This window comes from Pedobacter sp. R-06, from assembly GCF_049913135.1.
Classification (GTDB): Bacteria; Bacteroidota; Bacteroidia; order Sphingobacteriales; family Sphingobacteriaceae; genus Pedobacter.
Map to the genome: position 1 here is coordinate 5,386,993 of NZ_CP183977.1, position 18,480 is coordinate 5,405,472.

The following is an 18,480-nucleotide window of genomic DNA, read 5'->3' on the forward strand; positions in this document are numbered from 1 at the left end:
TAAGATTTCAATTAATTAGATATAATGGCTGATGTAATTAAAATGCCCAAAATGAGCGACACCATGACCGAAGGGGTTTTGGCAAAGTGGCATAAAAAAGTGGGCGATAAAGTGAAAAGCGGTGATGTTTTGGCAGAAGTAGAAACTGACAAAGCAACAATGGATATGGAATCTTATTGGGATGGTACGCTTTTATACGTAGGTGTAGAAGAAGGAACAGCTGTTCCCATTGATGCAATCATGGCCGTTATTGGTAAAGAAGGCGAAGATTATAAAGCAGCATTAGAAGCAGAACAGTCGGGAAGTCAAGAGTCGGGAAGTCCGAAATCTGAGAGCAAAGACGAAGCTCCTAAAGCTGAAGAGAAAAAAGAAGAAGCTGCACCTGCTCAAGGCGGTGGCTTAAGCGAAGAAGAATTAGCAGCAAAAGGTGTTACAGTTATCCGCATGCCTTTGCTAAGCGATACCATGACTGAAGGCGTAATTGCTGAATGGCATAAAAAAGTTGGCGATAAAGTAAAAGATGATGATGTTCTTGCTGATGTAGAAACCGATAAGGCTACTATGGAAGTAATGGGTTACGCAACAGGAACTTTATTACACATTGGTGTAGAAAAAGGCCAGGCTGCTAAGGTAAACGGAATTATCGCCATTGTTGGTCCGGAAGGAACCGATGTAAGCGGAATTTTAGCAGGCGGTTCAGCTCCGGCTCCAAAAGCCGAAACTGCAGAAGCACCTAAAGAAGAAAAACAAGTTACAAACGCTGATGTAAGTACATCAGCTCCAGTTGCAGAAAGCTCTTCAGATAGCCGTGTTAAAGCATCTCCTTTAGCTAAGAAAATTGCTAAAGATAAAGGGATCGATTTAGCACAGGTTGCAGGTAGCGCAGAGGGTGGCCGTATCATTAAAAAAGATATCGAAAACTTCAAACCAACTGCAGCGCCGGCAAAAGCAGAAGCTGCATCAGCTCCGGCTGCCGAGAAAGCTGCTGCACCAGCACCAGTTATTCCTCAATTTGTTGGTGAAGTTAAATTTACCGAAGCTCCGGTTTCGCAAATGCGTAAAGTAATTGCAAAACGTTTAGCAGAAAGTTTATTTACTGCTCCACACTTTTACTTAACCATCAGCATTGATATGGACAATGCAATGGCTGCCCGTACGGCAATCAACGCTGTTGCTCCAGTTAAGGTTTCTTTCAACGATATCGTAATTAAAGCGGTTGCTGTTGCATTGAAAAAACACCCAGCTGTTAACTCATCATGGGGTGGCGATAAAATCAGATTTAACGAACATACTAACATTGGTGTAGCGATGGCTGTTGAAGATGGTTTATTGGTACCGGTAGTGCGTTTCGCTGATGGCAAATCTTTATCACACATCTCAGCAGAAGTAAAAGATTTTGGTGGTAAAGCAAAAGCTAAAAAATTACAGCCGGCAGATTGGGAAGGTTCTACTTTTACCGTATCTAACTTAGGTATGTTTGGTATTGATGAGTTTACTTCAATTATCAACTCTCCTGATGGTGCAATTTTATCAGTAGGTGCTATACAGCAAGTTCCAGTTGTTAAAAACGGTGCTGTTGTTCCTGGCAACGTAATGAAATTGACTTTAGGTTGTGATCACCGTGTAGTTGACGGTGCAACAGGAGCACAGTTCTTACAAACCTTAAAAGGTTTATTAGAGGAGCCGATCAGGTTATTAGCATAATCAGTTAGCAATTCGCAGTTTTCAGTTTAATACTGATTATATATTAAAGCCATCCTTAAAAAAGGATGGCTTTTTGCGTTAAGGAGCGCTACTCGTAAATGGCTAATAATTTGCTATTTTTGATTAGAACCTTAACCCAAAATAAATGAAAAAGATATTTCTTGTTGCTGCCTGTATTACAGCGTTTGCTGCCTGTAAACAAAAAAGCAGTTCAGACAATACCTCCGAAAACAAGGCTTTTGCAGCCTTGTGCGAACAATACTATCAGGAAGGATTAAAACTAAATCCCATTAACGCCACCTATATCGGCGACGAGCGCTATAACGACCTTTTAGCCAACGATGGATCGCAAGCCTATATGAAAGAATTCAGGAGCTATAACGAACGTTATTTAGATAGCCTGAGCAAATACGATAGGGAAAGCCTAAGTGCTAACGACAAATTATCTTTCGATTATTTAAAAGATCAGTTAGATATCAATATCGAAGGGCTTAAATACCACTTTGAATACCTGCCGTTCAACCAGATGTTTGCTTTGCCTTTAACCATTGGTCAGTTTGGTTCCGGTACGGGCATCCAGCCTTTTAAAACCGTAAAAAATTATGAAGATTGGTTAAAACGTATTGATGCATTTTCGGTATGGGCCGACACCGCTATTGGCAATTTTAAAAAAGGTGCTGCTGCCGGTATTGTATTACCAAAAGCATTGGTAATTAAAATGATCCCTCAAATGCAGAGTATGGTTGTGGCCACGCCTGAGGAAAGTTTGTTTTATGGGCCAATCAAATTAATGCCTGCAAGTTTTTCTTCAGCCGATAAGCAAAAGTTAACAGAAGCTTACCGCAATTCGATCACTAAAGTAATTGTCCCTACCTATAAAAAACTGGGCGATTATCTTCAGAATGAATATCTGCCAAAAACCAGAACTACATCTGGTTATTCGGCTATGCCAGGTGGCTTGGCATGGTATACTTATCTGGTTAAGCAACAAACTACCACCAATAAAACGCCTGAAGAGATTTATCAAACAGGTTTAAAAGAAGTTGCCAGGATTAAAGGCCAGATGGATAGCATCAAAAACCTGGTAGGCTTTAAGGGCGATTTGAAGGCCTTTTTCGAATACATGAAAACAGATAAAAAATTCATGCCTTATAAAACACCAAAAGAAGTTTTAGCGGCCTTCGAGAATATCCACCAGAGGATGAAACCCAATTTGAAAAAAATGTTTGAGGTTGAGCCTAAAACACCTTTCGAAATCCGCCAAACAGAAGCTTTCAGAGCAGCATCGGCCAGTGCAGAGTATAATCCAGGTTCGGCAGACGGGTCTCGCCCAGGGATCTTTTATGTGCCAATTTTAGACGCTAAAACATTTAACACTACCTCAGGCATGGAATCTCTTTTTCTTCATGAGGCAATTCCAGGTCACCATTATCAGATTTCTTTAACGCAAGAAAATAAATCACTTCCTAATTTCCGCCGTTTTGGTGGCCATAATGCTTATGTAGAAGGTTGGGCATTATATTGCGAATCGTTAGGTAAAGAACTAGGCCTATACCAAGATCCTTACCAACATATGGGCGCTTTGGGCGATGAAATGCACCGGGCCATCCGTTTAGTGGTTGATGTGGCCATCCATACCAAAAACATGAGCAGAGAGGAAGCCATAAAATACATGACAGACAATGAAGCCATTAGCACCGAGGGTGCAACGGCAGAAATTGAACGGTATATGGGTATACCTGCACAAGCTCTAGGCTATAAAACAGGTGCAATGAAAATAAGAGAATTGAGAACCAAATATGAAAAAGAATTAGGCCCGAAATTTAAACTGGCAGCTTTTCATACTGCGGTTTTAAAAGATGGTTCGTTCCCATTATCTGTTTTTGAAGCGAAGATGGATACCTGGGCTGAAAGCCAGAAGTAGAACTATTTGTATTGTGTATCGTTATTCAAGAAGTCGTCATTTCGAGCGAAGTGCAACGCAGCCGAGAAATCTGTCTAGATAGATCTCTCCATTCCGCGATGCTCCAGTCGAGATGACGACTATGTAAATAATCTGCGGGAATCTAACCGCCGAATTCATTAAATCTCGAAACCCTTTTCCAATTACTTTGTTAACTATTAAAACACCCCCAAACCATGGACAAAGAAAAATTGATACAAGAAGCCTACTTGGTTGCACATAAAATAGAGGAGAATGGTAACTTCCCGAACAATCCTACTTTACCGTTAATGATTTACAAAGGTACATTCAGGTTGCATCCTGATGATACCGAAGAAGTAATCAAGAAAGTTTTCGCACAGAACGGATATACCAACGCCTGGGTTGATGGTATTTTTGATTACCACCACTACCACAGCAATACGCACGAAGTAATGGGTGTATTTTGTGGCAAGGCCGATGTACAGTTTGGAGGCGATCATGGTGTTTGTATAGAGCTCGATAAAGGCGATGTAATTATCATCCCCGCAGGTGTAGCACATAAAAAACTGAACTCAACCGACGACTTCACCGTTGTTGGTGCATACCCGAATGGTTCAGACTACGATATTAAATATGGCGAAGCCGAAGAGCGTCCTGAAGCAGATGAAACCATTGCCAAAGTGAAAAATCCGGACAGCGACCCCGTTTATGGAAGTAAAGGTCACTTATTTGAATGCTGGTACAACCAAAATTGCGAAAATGTGTAAAACTCTTTCGTTTTAACCGTCTAAAATTCTTTAATTTTCGGGTTTTAAATACACTATCCCTAATATAAATGAATTTTCGATATATATGTTCAGCATTAGCCCTCTCTGTAACTTTACTAACTGCATGTTCAAGCAAAAAATCTGAAGAGAAAAAGGCCGCTGAAAAAAAAATCCGCACCAAAGACGACGACAAAGCTGATAGCCTCTTGTTGGTTTATAATCCGCAAAAAGGTGATAAATGGATTGCTGATTTTGTAGATAACCTTCATCGAAAATTCAATTTCAACGGAAATATGCTGGTAGCCAAAGATGGAAAAATTCTTTACGAAAAAGCTGTTGGATGGGCCGATTACCTGCACCGCGATAGTTTAACCATAAACTCAGAATTTGAGCTGGCTTCAATTACCAAAACCTTTACCGGTACAGCCATTATGCAATTGGTAGAAGCCGGAAAACTTTCGTTAAACGATAATGTAAAAAAATTCTATCCTAATTTCCCATACGAGGGCATAACTGTGAAATTATTGCTTTCTCACCGCAGCGGCATGATGAACTATGTGTATTTTATAGATGATATCTGGCGTAAGGAAAAACGCAATATGAAAAAAGGCGTAACCAATCAGGAAGTAATGAATGTTATCGCTGAACGAAAACCAAACCCATATACTAAACCAGATAACCGTTTTCACTATAACAACTCAAACTTTATGGTTTTGGGTGCCATTATAGAAAAGGTTACCGGACAACGTTACTCGCAGTATATGATGGAGCATGTGTTTAAACCAGCCGGATTAAAGCACACGCATGTATATAGCACCACTGAGTATGAAAAAATTCCGGTTGATGTGGTTGGTCATGACCGTAATAGTTTCAGATATTCTGTTGCGCAGAATTTTTTAGATGGCCCGGTTGGGGATAAAGGCATTTATAGCACGGTACACGATCTGGTATTATTTGATAAATACTTGAAAAACGGAAGATTACTGACCAAAAAGAGTCTCGATTCGGCGTATGTAGGTCGCAATAAACCTATAAACGGTCATTTTAACTATGGCTATGGCTGGAGGATGTTCGACGGCGAAAACATGGACAAAGTAGTTTACCACACAGGTTGGTGGCATGGTTTCCGCCATATTTATGTGCGAGATTTAAACAAAAACATTGTAATCATATTTTTAGGCAATCTTACTAATGGAAGTTTGATGCATCTTGATGAGCTGTACAAACATTTCAATATGCCGGTTATCCGTAAAGGGGCTTACCATGGCAATGGAAGTTTGCCGGGAAGCGACGAGGATTAAATTTATGGCAAAAACAAAGTGGATTATCGGACCAGGAACATTAACCATCTATCCTAAAAGAAATTTAAGGGTAGTTGGCGTTATTTTTTTTGTACTGATTGGGGCCTTTATTTTCTTTTTATCGAGATCGGTACAGGGCTATTCGGCTGGCCTTACTTTTGGATATTATAGCTTCCTATTATTAATTCCCTTACTGCTGATCTTAATGGCCGAAACGAAAGTTATTTTTGATGGAAACAGCAGGATTTTATATAAAAGAATTGCGTTTTTGCCAACGGGGTCAATCCCTTTTGATGATATCGCTTCAGTAGAACCATACGAAGTACTCGGAAGCGGTTTCAATTATAAACTGTTTAAAAAAAGTAACAGACATGGCAGAGGCTTACTCGTTTCTTCCGGATATAGCAAAGCCACCGATGTCAATCTGATCGCTTTTCAGCAGGAGGTATTGCCAAAAATTGATGAACTTGTTTTCGCCAATGCACCTGTAATTCCCAAACAGACCATTTACGATTTTCGGTTTTTTAAAGAAGAAGGGGGCATTTACCTGTTGCGGGATAATAAGATAGGAAGTTTTATTGTCGGATTAATTTTGATTGGTGCTACCATTGCGATATTGTTTAGTCCAGATTTTTTGGCAAATGAAGGGTCTATTCAAAAAATACTCCTCACCTATTTTCCAGCGGCGATCGGCTTAGCGCTTCTTTTTGCAGCGACCTCCAATATCCGCTTTGATAAAAGCCAAAGGAAAATTATTCGTTCTACTCTTGCGGGCCGCGTGGTAAAAGAATATCCGTTTGACGACCTGATCCGTTTTCAGGTGATCCGCAAAACAACCAATCTTATTTATTCAGGCACCGAAGTTAGGGCAGAAATTTTACTGCCTGCCAAAAACAAAACAACCACCTTAAACCTTAAACACTTTACAGGTACTAAAAGAATTGAGCGGTTTCTTGATGAAGCCAATACGATTTTAGGCAGAATCTAGTTTTATTATAAAAATTACAACGTTATGTTTGATAAATTATTTGCGGCTCAACAAAAAGCCGAAGAAATTAAAAAACGCCTGGATACGATCTCGGTATTTGGCGAAGTTGAAAATGGTGCGATAAAAATCACTGCTACAGCAAACAAGGCAATCACCGGAATTTCCATTGATGAGGAGTTTTTGAAAAATGCCGATAAGGAAGAATTAGAAGAACTTTTATTAACAGCTATTAATAAAGCTATGGCAAGTGCTGAACAAGTTAGTGCCGCCGAAATGCAGGCATCGGCGCAGGATATGCTTGGCGGCTTAGGCGGTATGTTTGGGCAATAAAACCATAAGGCAACTTAACTGTTTATTCTAAGAACAATCGATCTTGCTACTTGAGACTCAAATCCTGATACTATTATTATGAAATACACTTATTACGGCCAGTCTTGCTTCCTGTTAGAGGCAGCCGGCAAAAAACTGCTATTCGATCCGTTTATATCGCACAATCCATTAGCTAAAAATATAGATACCAAAGCCATTGAGGCCGATTATATACTGGTTAGCCATGGCCATGGCGATCATGTGGGCGATCTGATAGCACTGGCAAAGCAAACGCAAGCCACCGTTATTGCCATGCCAGAGGTAATAGATTGGGCAAGCAAACAAGGTGTAGAAAAAGTACATGGAATGAATTTTGGCAAATTTACGTTTGATTGGGGAACTGTACGCATGGTGCCTGCAACCCACTCATCGGGTTTACCAGATGGAAGTTACGGCGGAAACCCTGCGGGCTTTGTACTTGAAGTGGATGGCAAACAGATTTACTTTGCAGGCGATACAGGTTTAACCATTGAGATGAAGGTTTTGGCTGATATTTACAACCTGGATTATGCCATTTTACCGATCGGCGGAAATTATACCATGGATGTTGATGATGCTCTGGTTGCGACTAAATATTTCGACTGTGATAATGTAATCGGCGTACACTATAATACTTTTCCGGTAATCGAAATTGATACCAAAGCGGCTTTGGATAAATTTAAACGCGAAAACAAAACCTTATTGTTGCCAGAAATTGGTGAAACGATAAACTTATAGGCTCGTGCGGATGACAAATCCGCCCACAATAACGTTTTAGGAGCGTATACCAAAACAAAAAAGGGCCTCCGATTTTCATTGGAGACCCTTCAAATTATAAACCTGAACCTAATTCTTTTTAGCAGCAGCAGCTTTGTTTGCTTTGTAACGCATATCTGCTGTTCCGTCTTTTTTAGTTGGGCCAGCAACTTTAGTTACCGCTTTTGCTTTATTTTCTTTAAAACGCATATCTGGCGTGCCATCTGCTTTTACTTTAGCAGCTGTAGTAGTTGTTTTAGTTTCTACTTTTTTAGCCTCCTGTTTTACACCTGCTTTAACTGGTGCAGTTGTAGTTTTTACTTCTTTTTTAGCAACTGTTTTAGCTTTAGCTGGGGCTGTTGTTGCTGGTGTTTGAGCAAATGCTGTTGTTAAACCAAATGCTGCGATTGCGATTAAACTCAATAACTTTTTCATGTTTTTTAGATTTTTTTTTAATTATCATGAAGCTTCTTCGTTCACTCAGAGGTTTCATAATCTTTAATTTTTGTTTACTCGTTAATTGTTGATATAAAATTGATTAATTGATATGAAGTTTTAATGAAGATAACGAATATTTTTATTTTTTTAATGCGCAGCTAACCAATTATCTCCTTCACCAATTTCTACTACAATGGGTACAGTGAGTTTAATGGCATTGGCCATTTTATCCTGAATAATTGCCTTCATCGCTTCCTTTTCCGATCTCACCACATCAAACACCAACTCATCATGCACCTGCATGGTCATGGTTGACTGTAAATTCTGCGCTTTCATTTCTTTATGGATGTTGATCATCGCAATCTTGATCATATCAGCCGCAGAACCTTGAATGGGCGCGTTAATGGCATTCCGTTCTGCAAAACCTCTTACAGTTTGATTGGCAGAGTTAATGTCTCTTAAATAACGTCTTCTGCCCATTATCGTTTCTACAAATCCGTTCTCACGTGCGAAGTTCATGGTATCGCTCATGTAACGTTTAATACCCGGATATTGCGTAAAATATTGTTCAATAATTTCGGCAGCTTCCTTACGTGGAATACCTAAATTTTGCGATAGACCAAAAGCAGACTGTCCGTAAATAATTCCGAAGTTAACGGCTTTGGCATTTCTGCGCCGTGTTCCGTCTACTTCTTCGATACTTACGCCATATACTTTAGCTGCAGTTGCCGTATGGATATCGATCCCTTTGCTAAAAGCATCGAGCATGTTCTCTTCCTTACTTATTTCGGCAATAATGCGCAATTCTATCTGCGAATAATCGGCTGATAATAAAATGTGGTTTTCATCCCTTGCAATAAAAGCTTTACGTACCTCTCTGCCTCGTTCGGTACGGATTGGGATATTCTGTAGATTAGGATTGTTGGAACTTAATCTTCCAGTTGCCGCAACGGCCTGGTTATAGGAAGTATGTACCCTCCCTGTTTTAGGGTTAACCATCAATGGTAATGCATCCACATAGGTCGATTTAAGTTTCTGTAACTGGCGGAAGTCTAAAATATCCTGTACAATATCACTTTTACTGGCTAAGGCCATTAAAACGTCTTCTCCGGTTTGGTACTGACCGGTTTTTGTTTTTTTTGCTTTCGGATCTAACTGAAGTTTATCAAATAAAACCTCTCCCAATTGCTTTGGCGAGGCGAGGTTAAATTTAACTCCTGCTTTATCGTAAACATTCTGTTCGAACTTGATAATTTCAGTTTCGAGCTCTTTAGAATAAGCTTTTAAGGTTTCCATATCAATACGAACACCTTCTTTTTCTATATCTGCCAAAACATAAACCAAGGGGTTCTCAATTTCTTCGGCTAGTTTGGCTGCATTTAGTTCTTTTAATTTCGGTTCAAAGATGTGCGCTAATTGCAACGTCACATCAGCATCTTCGGCTGCATAATCTACAACATCTATTACCGGCACATCACGCATGGTGCCTTGGTTTTTGCCTTTTGCACCAATCAATTTAGTAATAGAGATGGGTGAATAACCCAGGTAGTTTTCTGATAAAACATCCATACCATGGCGGGTATCAGGGTCGATTAAATAGTGCGCAAGCATGGTATCAAAAAGTTTCCCCTTCACCTGAACACCATACCATTTCAACACTAAAATATCATATTTGGTATTCTGACCAATTTTTTCAATTTCTTCATTTTCCAATACAACCCTAAATTCGTCAACAATAACCTGAGCCGCTTCTCTCTCTGCAGGAACCGGAATATAATAACCTGTTCCAGGTTTTATGGAGAACGATAAACCAACTAAATCGGCCATATTTGCGTCAGTACCTGTAGTTTCCGTATCAAATGAGATGCGTTTTTCGGCAAGCAATAATTTAATTAAATCTGCACGTTGCTGGGCAGTATCAACCAACTGATAATCGTGTTCTGTATTTTCGATGGTTTTAGCCGGAAGCTTTTCTGCCGGTTCTTCTTCAAGTGTGTTGGTGTATTGAATGGCTTCGCCAGTTTGGTTACCGAATAAATCTGTCTGCGTACCTTCCTGAAAGCGTGCTGTAGTAACCGAAAATTCATCGCCAAATACCCTGCGCCCTAAAGTCCTGAATTCTAATTCGGTAAATAGCGGTTCTAATAAATCGCGGCTTGGATCGCAGAGTTCTAAACTGGCTTCATCCAGTTCAACCGGAACATCCAACAGAATCGTTGCTAGTTTTTTTGAGATTAAACCTTGTTCTGCAAAATTCTCTACGTTTTCGCGCTGTTTGCCTTTTAGTTCGTGGGAGTTTGCAATAATGTTTTCCATAGAGCCATATTGTTTGATCAAAGCTTTCGCCGTTTTCTCGCCTATGCCTGGAATTCCCGGTATATTATCTACCGCATCGCCCCATAATCCTAAAATATCGATTACCTGTAACACATTTTCTATCTCCCATTTGGCCAATACTTCCTTTACGCCCAATATTTCCATATCGTTACCCATACGGGAAGGTTTGTAAATAAAAATATTTTCGGAAACCAATTGCGCAAAATCCTTATCCGGGGTCATACAGTAAACCTGATAGCCTTTTTGTTCGGCTTTTTTAGCCAGTGTACCAATAATATCATCGGCCTCGTAACCATCAGAGGTAATTACGGGAATATTAAAACCTGTAATTAATTTAATCACATAAGGCATTGCCGCAGCCAGATCTTCGGGCATAGCCTGCCGGTGTGCTTTATACGCTTCGAAAGAAGTATGCCTTTCAGTTGGCGCCTCAGTATCGAAAACAACAGCAATGTGTGTTGGTTTTTCTTTCTTTAAAACATCTAACAAAGTATTGGTAAAGCCCATTACTGCCGATGTATTAATGCCTGTTGAGGTAAAACGAGGGTTTTTACTTAATGCAAAGTGCGCCCTGTACATCAGCGCCATACCATCTAGGAGAAAGAGTTTTTTATTCATGTGATTACACCGGTTTAATGATTACACCGACAAATAAATTTATCGAGTGATAAAAGTAACCAAAGTTAGTCATATCACTAAAATGCTTTTTCAACAAAAAAAATAAATTATTTATTGAAATCTCTTATTTTAAGCATCATCTAAATAAAAACGCTTTTTATGAAAATATGCTACACCTTAATCCTTTGCTTGATAGCTTGCCTAACCAAGGCCCAACTCCCATCTGATACCTTGATGACCTACATCACTTTCGAAAACCTAAAAGGGCCAGATAATGCTTATGGTGCATCAATGGATCGGCCAATAGGTAGTGGGGCTTTTAAAAACATAAGTGACCGAGATAATTTAAAAGTAAGAATGGCCAAACTCGAAAATTCTTACCGCTGGCCAGATGGATCAAAAATCGACTTTACTAAGAGAAATAGTCAGCATTCAAGTACTGGCATTGTAGATCGCTATACTTTGATAAATCCCAACTCAAAAGATACTGTATTCCTCTTTGTTGATCCTTATAAAACCGATTCCACATTTTATATCCCAAAGGGATTGGTTGCTGTTAGCAAAGAAGTTTTGGCAAAAGAAATTGCAGTACAGCTAAAATCAATCGAGGATATCAACACCGCTAAAGATGCTTTTAGTAATGAGCAGGAGAACATTAACAAGATTGCCAATTACATTGCCGGTAATGTAGGACTTGTTAATTTTATTGATCGGGAAAATTTGCGCAAAGTGATGACTGATACTCAAGCTGATCCAGAACTAAAGAATTATTTGTTTAAGCTTTATGTTTTGAATAAGTTCTATGCTTTGGGCAAGAATATCGCCAATACAAAAGCTTATGCTTTAAATAAAATGAAAGAATCGTTTGTTAATTTCCAAAAAGAGCATCCTGATGTAGCAACCGGCAATATCAAAATTAATCTGAATTAGTATGTTTTGGAATTAAGTTCCGTTATTTGTGAAAAGCAATTGATCATATGAAATTTCTATTATTTGTTTTCCTTTTCTTATTTACGCTAAATCAACTTTCAGCTCAGGATTTTATCGTCAAAAACAATGATGATGTCATCCGTGGGACGATAAAAGGCACCGATTATTTTTCGGTTTTTATCAGTGCCAATGATGAAGCTGATGTAATTTTGCCTGCAAAGGATGTTAAGAACTTCTTCTGGAATGGTGATAGCTTTGTAAGCAAGGGTTTTGCAAATGGGCGCAATTTCGAGTATCGTTTTGTTAAGGTAATCGAAATGGGAACGGTTAATCTTTATTCTTTTGGCGGAGGTACCTTAGTTCCTGAAGTTAAAGAGAAAAAAGTAAAATTCAGGCCATCAATTGGTATTGGAACAGGAACCGGCGGTTATGGTGGCATGGGTATGGGTGGAGGCATTAGCATCGGTGGTGGCCGTAATGCGGCCCCAGAAAGACCTGCCGGTGCGCCAGTTATCCGTTACTTTATTGAAAAACCAGGTGCTGGTCCTTTACAGGAAGTGCCGATGAAAGCAATAACCGATGACACCAAAAAAGCTGAAGTTAAAAATATTTTATTGCAAAAAATGGGCGACCAACCTGCTTTAAAAGCTAAAGTTGAAGCTGGAACAGATTTTAATAGCAGAGATGTAATAGAATGGGTTAAGGAATATAACGCGACAAAGAAATAGCGCTAGGATTAACTGATTTCAGGATTGCAAGATCGCTTAAATAATATCTTCGCGCTTTAGCTTTACATAAATGGCTAAACTGATAAGTTTATCGTTTTTAATTTCACAGTTCTCCATTGTTTTCTGATAATCAAAATCAAGTTTTTGCAGCACCTTTTTGCTGTTTTCATTTTGAGTTTCAACCATAGCCTCGATTTTTCCTAAGCCTAATTTCTCAAAGGCATAATTGCAAATGGGATTTGCTACCTCTTTAATGATGCCTTTTCCCCAATGTTCGGGCAAGAGCCAAAAACCTATTTCGGCCTTTTGATCCGTTTTACTTAAATCATTAAATCCTATGGCACCTAATGGACCAAGGTTTTCTTTATCACAGATTGCCCACCAGATACCCGTTTCATTTTTCTGAAGGTGGTTGAACCAGATTAATTGTTCTTTGGTTTCCTCAAGGCAGGAATAACTCACCCCGTAATAGCAGATCACATCAGGATGGGATAATCCTTCAAAAACAAATGTTAGATCTTCAGAACAGAACTGCCTCAATAAAAACCTGTTCGTGTGTATTGTAGCTGAAGCAAACATTATCTTGCACAACAGTTTAATAAGTGGTCATTCACCATTCCGGTTGCCTGCATATGTGCATAACAGATTGTGGTGCCGAAAAATTTGAAGCCACGTTTTTTCATGTCTTTACTGATCTGATCAGAGAGTTCGGTTCTTGGCGGAACATCGCCCATTTTTTCAATTTTATTTTGAATCGGTTTACCACCTGGAACAAAGCCCCACATGTATTTAGAGAAACTGCCAAATTCCTTCTGGATCTCGATAAACAGTTTAGCATTGGTAATGGCACCGTTAACTTTTAAACGATTGCGGATAATGCCTTCATCGTTCATCAGTCTTTCCACATCCTTTTCGGTAAAGTCCGCCACTTTGTTAACATCAAAATTGGCAAAGGCTTTACGGTAGTTTTCCCTTCTGCGAAGAATAGTAATCCAGCTTAAGCCTGCTTGTGCACCTTCGAGGATCAGGAATTCGAATAAAATTTTATCATCATAAACAGGCTTTCCCCATTCTTCATCGTGGTATTTGATGTAAAGTGGGTCGTTTCCGGCCCAGCTGCAGCGGGTTATTGAGTTTTGCATACGGTATTTAAGTGAGATTTTATTTCAATATTTTTAGATAAGATGCTGAAATAATTAACAATGACTGATTTATATAATGGGGTCGTCATCTCGACTGAAGCGCAGCGAAATGGAGAGATCTATCTAGGCAGATTTCTCGGCTGCGTTACACTCCGCTCGAAATGACGACTTTGTGTATTGCGATTCTTCTCGGTGATATACGCCTAAACTCCCGCCTCCAGACTCAACTCATCCCAATACTCCACAGCTCTTCTATAATGCGGAATTACAATACTGCCGCCCACAAGATTGGCGATCATGAAAATTTCGTTCATCTCATCATGATTTACACCAGCATCGAAACATTTGCCCAAATGGTATTTAATGCAATCATCACACCGCAAAACCATTGAGGCTACCAGGCCTAACATCTCTTTCGTTTTAACATCTAACGCTCCGTCGGCATAGGAGGTTGTATCGAGCGCAAAAAATCGTTTAATATTTGTATTCGCTGTTTCCATAATCCTATCGTTCATTTTTTCACGATAATCATTAAATTCTTCTACAAGCTTTCCCATATTTTAAAATCTTTTTTAACTGTTATTTGTTAGTGATATAAACATTTGATTATGAAAATGATATCTCCAAAATTTCATGCCGTTTTAGATTACCTATTGGTAATGCTTTTATTGGCTTCGCCTGATATTTTTGGTCTTTCTAAAACTGCCTCAACAGTGGCATACGCGCTGGGCATTATTCATTTCTTATTAACGGTAAGCACTAATTTTAGTGGGGGTATTTTTAAAGTCATCAACCTTAAACTTCACGGCCTTATCGAGTTTTTCGTCAGTATTGTTCTTGTTATTTTAGCTTTTACACTTTTTAAAGGAAATTTAACCGACGAAATTTTCTATGCCTGCTTAGGTTTATTGATTCTGATTATTTTTACCCTTACTGATTATAAACGAAGTTTGCCCGTTATACTGTAATTTCTTCGAGCGGATTCCAGAATACTTTTTTAAAGTTTACCACCTTATCGTTCTTCACTTCAACGCCTTCTTTCCTTAACAGCTCCTCCATCAGTTCGGGCGGTTTGAAATGAAACTTTCCGGTTAGCAAGCCACTACTGTTTACTACCCTGTGGGCAGGTACACTAGGGTGGGCCGTTCCGGCATAAAGCATGGCATGTCCAACCATTCTTGATGATTTTGCCGCACCTAAACTTTTTGCGATAGCTCCATAAGATGTAACCCTTCCTTTCGGAATTAACCGGGCAATCTCATAAACCTGTTCGTAAAAGTTGGTATCCATTATTCAAAAGAAAATTGAATATAATTAATATTTTTATCGTGTAACAAGTATTTTTTCTCGTAATAGGTTTTGATTGACAATACTTCATCAACCAGTTCAGAAGTATACAGATGATCGGTGTTTTTATGTACAGGCAATCCTAATTCTGCAACCTTTTCGCAAGTATAAGCATACAGTTGGTCGTTATCTGTTTTCAAATTAACATTGCCACCTGGTTTTAAAACAAGTTTATAACGGTTCAGGAATGCGGGGAAAGTCAAGCGTTTTTTCTCACGGCTATCCTGTGGTTGTGGATCGGGGAAAGTGATCCAGATCTCATCAATTTCTCCTTCACTGAAATACTCCAGTAAATTTTCAATCTGGATTCTTAAAAAAGCAACGTTGTTAATTCCATCTTCAATAGCTGTTTTTGCCCCTCTCCAAATGCGGTTACCTTTATAATCAACACCTATAAAGTTTTTTTTAGGAAATAACCTGGCTAAGTTCACCGAATATTCGCCTTTTCCACACGCCAGTTCGAGTACAATAGGATTCGTATTTTTAAAATGTGCAGAAGCCCAGTTTCCCTTTAAAGTTTTTCCTTGTTCTAATTGATATACGTTTGCAAATGTTTCGATTTCTGCAAAACGCCTAAGTTTATCTTTACCCAAAAGTTTTTTTTCTGCAAAAATACAATTAAATCAATAATCAAAGTTTCTTTTACCAGAAAGATTAATGTCATTCTTATTTAGGAATTGTATTTTTGTAACCTATAAAAAATACCGTGGAAAAAAACGCTAAAATATATGTTGCAGGTCATCGTGGTATGGTAGGTTCGGCCATTTACCGCAAACTGCAAAAAGAAGGTTACGAGAATATCATAACTAAAACTTCGGGCGAGCTAGATTTACGCAACCAACAAGCAGTTACCGATTTCTTTGCAGCAGAAAAACCAGATTATGTATTTCTTGCTGCAGCAAAAGTTGGTGGGATTGTAGCCAACAATACATACAGGGCCGATTTTCTCTACGAGAATTTAGCCATACAAAATAATGTGATCCACAATGCTTATGTAAATGGCGTTAAAAAATTAATGTTTTTAGGCTCGAGCTGTATTTACCCTAAAATGGCCCCACAGCCTTTAAAAGAAGATTACCTTTTAACCGGAACATTAGAGCACACCAACGAGCCTTATGCCATTGCAAAAATTGCAGGGATCAAAATGTGCGATGCCTACCGCGATCAGTATGGCTGTAATTTTATCTCGGTAATGCCAACAAATTTGTATGGCTTTAATGATAATTATCACCCTCAAAACTCTCACGTTTTACCTGCTTTGATCCGTAAGGTACACGAAGCAAAAGCTAACAACGAAAAAGAGATTGTGGTTTGGGGATCAGGATTACCTATGCGCGAATTCTTGTTTGCAGATGACCTGGCAGATGCCTGTTATTTCCTGATGCAAAACTACAACGAGCCACATTTGATTAATGTGGGTACGGGACACGATTTAACCATTAAAGATCTAGCTTTATTAATCAAAGACGTATTGGGCTTTGAAGGCGAATTGGTATTCGATGCAAGCAAACCTGATGGAACGCCACGTAAATTGATGGACGTAAGCAAACTTCATAATTTAGGCTGGAAACATAAAATCGAACTTAAAGAAGGTATTGCCCTGGCCTATCAGGATTTTGAAAGCCGATACTAAAATAAATTTACAACGAGGTTGTCTCATAAATTGCAATTGAATTTGTCACGTTGAGCCTCCCGAAGAATCGAGATAAGTTGTCGAAACGCCTTGTAGGACATTTAAAACAGGCCCTTTTACAAGCTCAGGATGACAATTCTATATTTATGATACAGCCTCTTTATATTTACAGCTTATTTTTTAACAGTGGGATCATAAATCGCTACTGCGACCCGGCTATCGGCACAGCCGTAGTATAAAAACCATTTCTTTTTGAAATAAACCAGTCCTTCTATAAAAACCGTGCCTGACGGGTATTGCCCGCTTTTTTCAAAAGGTGCAGTAGGCACGAAAAAAGGTTGATCGAGCCGTGCGATCACTTTTGAAGGATTTTTCAGATCGAATAATACTTGCCCGGCCGAATAGGTATTGGCCACATAATTGGTATCCCTTTCGGCATCGCTCCTGTTTTTACCATTGTATAAAACTAAAATACCTTTATCGGTAACAATTGCCGGCGGACCACATTCGGTCAGGTCGCTATCGAAATAATTTTTTCGGGGTTTCACAATTAAGTCTAAATCACCTTTTGTATTTAAAGTTGGCTCCCAGTTGATAAGATCGACCGAGGTTGCAATATTCATGAAACGTTCACCCCAGTACATCATATACTTGCCGTTTATTTTGGCAATTACCTGTTTACCATTTTCTACCCTGGTTACAATGGAACCAGATTTGCATTTGAGATCCCGAAATCTACCACCATAGGCCTTACTAAACGCAGCACCGTATTTGGTCCAGTGTTTTAAATCTTTGGAAGTGGCTACAGCCAAGCGGAATATATTTCGGTTCCATTGGGTATACAGCATCACATACACACCCTCTGCAGTAACCGCAATGCGTGGGTCTTCGCAGCCACCCGGCCATTCATACGCTTTCTGATTATCTTCATTAGGATAGAGCACAGGTTCTGGATTCCGCTTCATTTTAATGCCATCAATACTTTCGGCAATGCCTATTCTTGAAGTACGCTTACCAATACCAATGCCAGACCGGTCTTCTCCGCGATAAAGTACATATACTTTATTTTTGCTTACCGCAGCAGCAGGATTAAAAACATCACCGGCCTCCCACGCAATTTTTTGTTTACTCATTGGGTCGAAGAAAAGACTTTCGGTTTTTGGAGAAATAATGGGATTAACATTTTCCGGTCGTAAAAATGGCCCTAGTGCCCATTCGGGAAATTGACTCTGGGCATTTGCTGTAAAGGCCAGCGGAAGAAAAAATATAAGAAGAAATAAACGTAAAGCGATTCTTTTCATAAAGCTAAAATACCTAATTAATCTGGCAAACAGGTGATGGTTAGATTATCGCTAATTAAATCAATGATACTTAAATATTCTATTCAACCTTTTGTTTAAATGTCTCATTAAATAAAGAATTTATCATCTAAATTAATACCTCATTCCTTAGCCTCTCAGATCATTTTTTATTATAGGTAAAATTTATATATTTGAAAATATAAATAAGATTTACCTAT

At 39.0% G+C, this 18,480-nt stretch carries 19 protein-coding genes; 11 read left to right on the plus strand and 8 right to left on the minus strand.

Features of this window, described 5'->3' with window-relative positions:
• The first annotated feature begins 24 nt into the window (after positions 1-24).
• The 7 genes from ACN9MR_RS21760 to ACN9MR_RS21790 all read left to right on the plus strand — a co-directional run bounded on the left by ACN9MR_RS21760 (position 25) and on the right by ACN9MR_RS21790 (position 7,770).
• Positions 25-1,704 carry a 2-oxo acid dehydrogenase subunit E2 gene (locus ACN9MR_RS21760; RefSeq protein ID WP_426326595.1) on the plus strand — a complete coding sequence of 560 codons (1,680 nt, stop codon included), beginning with the start codon at positions 25-27 and terminating at the stop codon, positions 1,702-1,704.
• A gap of 145 nt (positions 1,705-1,849) precedes the next feature.
• The gene (locus ACN9MR_RS21765; RefSeq protein ID WP_426326596.1) at positions 1,850-3,628 is read left to right on the plus strand and encodes a DUF885 domain-containing protein; all 1,779 of its coding nucleotides are present in this window, start codon (positions 1,850-1,852) and stop codon (positions 3,626-3,628) included.
• Between the two features lie 215 nt (positions 3,629-3,843).
• Entirely contained in the window at positions 3,844-4,395 is a 552-nt protein-coding gene (locus ACN9MR_RS21770; RefSeq protein WP_426326597.1) for a cupin domain-containing protein, read from the plus strand.
• A 68-nt stretch (positions 4,396-4,463) separates the two neighbouring features.
• On the plus strand, positions 4,464-5,696 hold the full coding sequence (locus ACN9MR_RS21775) for a serine hydrolase domain-containing protein (RefSeq protein WP_426326598.1): 1,233 nt from the start codon (positions 4,464-4,466) through the stop codon (positions 5,694-5,696).
• Between the two features lie 4 nt (positions 5,697-5,700).
• Positions 5,701-6,684, plus strand: a complete 984-nt coding sequence (locus ACN9MR_RS21780; RefSeq protein WP_426326599.1) for a hypothetical protein — start codon at positions 5,701-5,703, stop codon at positions 6,682-6,684.
• 24 nt (positions 6,685-6,708) lie between these two features.
• The gene (locus ACN9MR_RS21785; protein WP_057930731.1) at positions 6,709-7,014 is read left to right on the plus strand and encodes a YbaB/EbfC family nucleoid-associated protein; all 306 of its coding nucleotides are present in this window, start codon (positions 6,709-6,711) and stop codon (positions 7,012-7,014) included.
• Between the two features lie 78 nt (positions 7,015-7,092).
• A complete protein-coding gene (locus ACN9MR_RS21790) occupies positions 7,093-7,770 on the plus strand; it encodes a metal-dependent hydrolase (RefSeq protein ID WP_426326600.1) in 678 nt (225 codons plus the stop codon).
• 108 nt (positions 7,771-7,878) lie between these two features.
• Here the strand turns inward: ACN9MR_RS21790 and ACN9MR_RS21795 are convergent, their stop codons facing one another.
• Positions 7,879-8,223, minus strand: coding sequence for a hypothetical protein (locus tag ACN9MR_RS21795; protein ID WP_426326601.1), 345 nt, complete (start codon positions 8,221-8,223; stop codon positions 7,879-7,881).
• Positions 8,224-8,373: 150 nt separating this feature from the next.
• Entirely contained in the window at positions 8,374-11,181 is a 2,808-nt protein-coding gene (gene polA / locus ACN9MR_RS21800) for a DNA polymerase I (protein WP_426326602.1), read from the minus strand.
• Between the two features lie 159 nt (positions 11,182-11,340).
• Between polA and ACN9MR_RS21805 the strand changes: the two genes are divergently transcribed.
• Together ACN9MR_RS21805 and ACN9MR_RS21810 are read left to right on the plus strand one after the other, a co-directional pair.
• Positions 11,341-12,111, plus strand: coding sequence for a hypothetical protein (locus ACN9MR_RS21805; protein ID WP_426326603.1), 771 nt, complete (start codon positions 11,341-11,343; stop codon positions 12,109-12,111).
• Positions 12,112-12,158: 47 nt separating this feature from the next.
• Positions 12,159-12,839, plus strand: coding sequence for a hypothetical protein (locus tag ACN9MR_RS21810; RefSeq protein ID WP_426326604.1), 681 nt, complete (start codon positions 12,159-12,161; stop codon positions 12,837-12,839).
• A 36-nt stretch (positions 12,840-12,875) separates the two neighbouring features.
• On the opposite strand, the gene ACN9MR_RS21815 is transcribed toward ACN9MR_RS21810, so the two are convergent.
• The 3 genes from ACN9MR_RS21815 to ACN9MR_RS21825 all read right to left on the minus strand — a co-directional run bounded on the left by ACN9MR_RS21815 (position 12,876) and on the right by ACN9MR_RS21825 (position 14,538).
• A complete protein-coding gene (locus ACN9MR_RS21815) occupies positions 12,876-13,418 on the minus strand; it encodes a GNAT family N-acetyltransferase (RefSeq protein ID WP_426326605.1) in 543 nt (180 codons plus the stop codon).
• The gene (locus tag ACN9MR_RS21820; RefSeq protein ID WP_426326606.1) at positions 13,418-13,981 is read right to left on the minus strand and encodes a DNA-3-methyladenine glycosylase I; all 564 of its coding nucleotides are present in this window, start codon (positions 13,979-13,981) and stop codon (positions 13,418-13,420) included. The genes ACN9MR_RS21815 and ACN9MR_RS21820 overlap by 1 nt, the downstream gene beginning before the upstream one ends.
• Before the next feature lie 203 nt (positions 13,982-14,184).
• Positions 14,185-14,538, minus strand: coding sequence for a carboxymuconolactone decarboxylase family protein (locus ACN9MR_RS21825; protein ID WP_426326607.1), 354 nt, complete (start codon positions 14,536-14,538; stop codon positions 14,185-14,187).
• A gap of 51 nt (positions 14,539-14,589) precedes the next feature.
• Here ACN9MR_RS21825 and ACN9MR_RS21830 point away from each other — a divergent pair, with 51 nt between their 5' ends.
• Entirely contained in the window at positions 14,590-14,949 is a 360-nt protein-coding gene (locus tag ACN9MR_RS21830; RefSeq protein ID WP_426326608.1) for a hypothetical protein, read from the plus strand.
• On the opposite strand, the gene ACN9MR_RS21835 is transcribed toward ACN9MR_RS21830, so the two are convergent.
• Positions 14,939-15,271, minus strand: a complete 333-nt coding sequence (locus ACN9MR_RS21835) for an MGMT family protein (protein WP_426326609.1) — start codon at positions 15,269-15,271, stop codon at positions 14,939-14,941. The two genes, ACN9MR_RS21830 and ACN9MR_RS21835, sit on opposite strands and share 11 nt — an antisense overlap.
• Entirely contained in the window at positions 15,271-15,921 is a 651-nt protein-coding gene (trmB, locus tag ACN9MR_RS21840) for a tRNA (guanosine(46)-N7)-methyltransferase TrmB (RefSeq protein ID WP_426326610.1), read from the minus strand. The genes ACN9MR_RS21835 and trmB overlap by 1 nt, the downstream gene beginning before the upstream one ends.
• Before the next feature lie 113 nt (positions 15,922-16,034).
• Between trmB and fcl the strand changes: the two genes are divergently transcribed.
• A complete protein-coding gene (gene fcl, locus ACN9MR_RS21845) occupies positions 16,035-16,961 on the plus strand; it encodes a GDP-L-fucose synthase (RefSeq protein ID WP_426326611.1) in 927 nt (308 codons plus the stop codon).
• A gap of 173 nt (positions 16,962-17,134) precedes the next feature.
• On the opposite strand, the gene ACN9MR_RS21850 is transcribed toward fcl, so the two are convergent.
• Entirely contained in the window at positions 17,135-18,262 is a 1,128-nt protein-coding gene (locus ACN9MR_RS21850; protein WP_426326612.1) for a glycoside hydrolase family 130 protein, read from the minus strand.
• Positions 18,263-18,480: the final 218 nt, after the last annotated feature.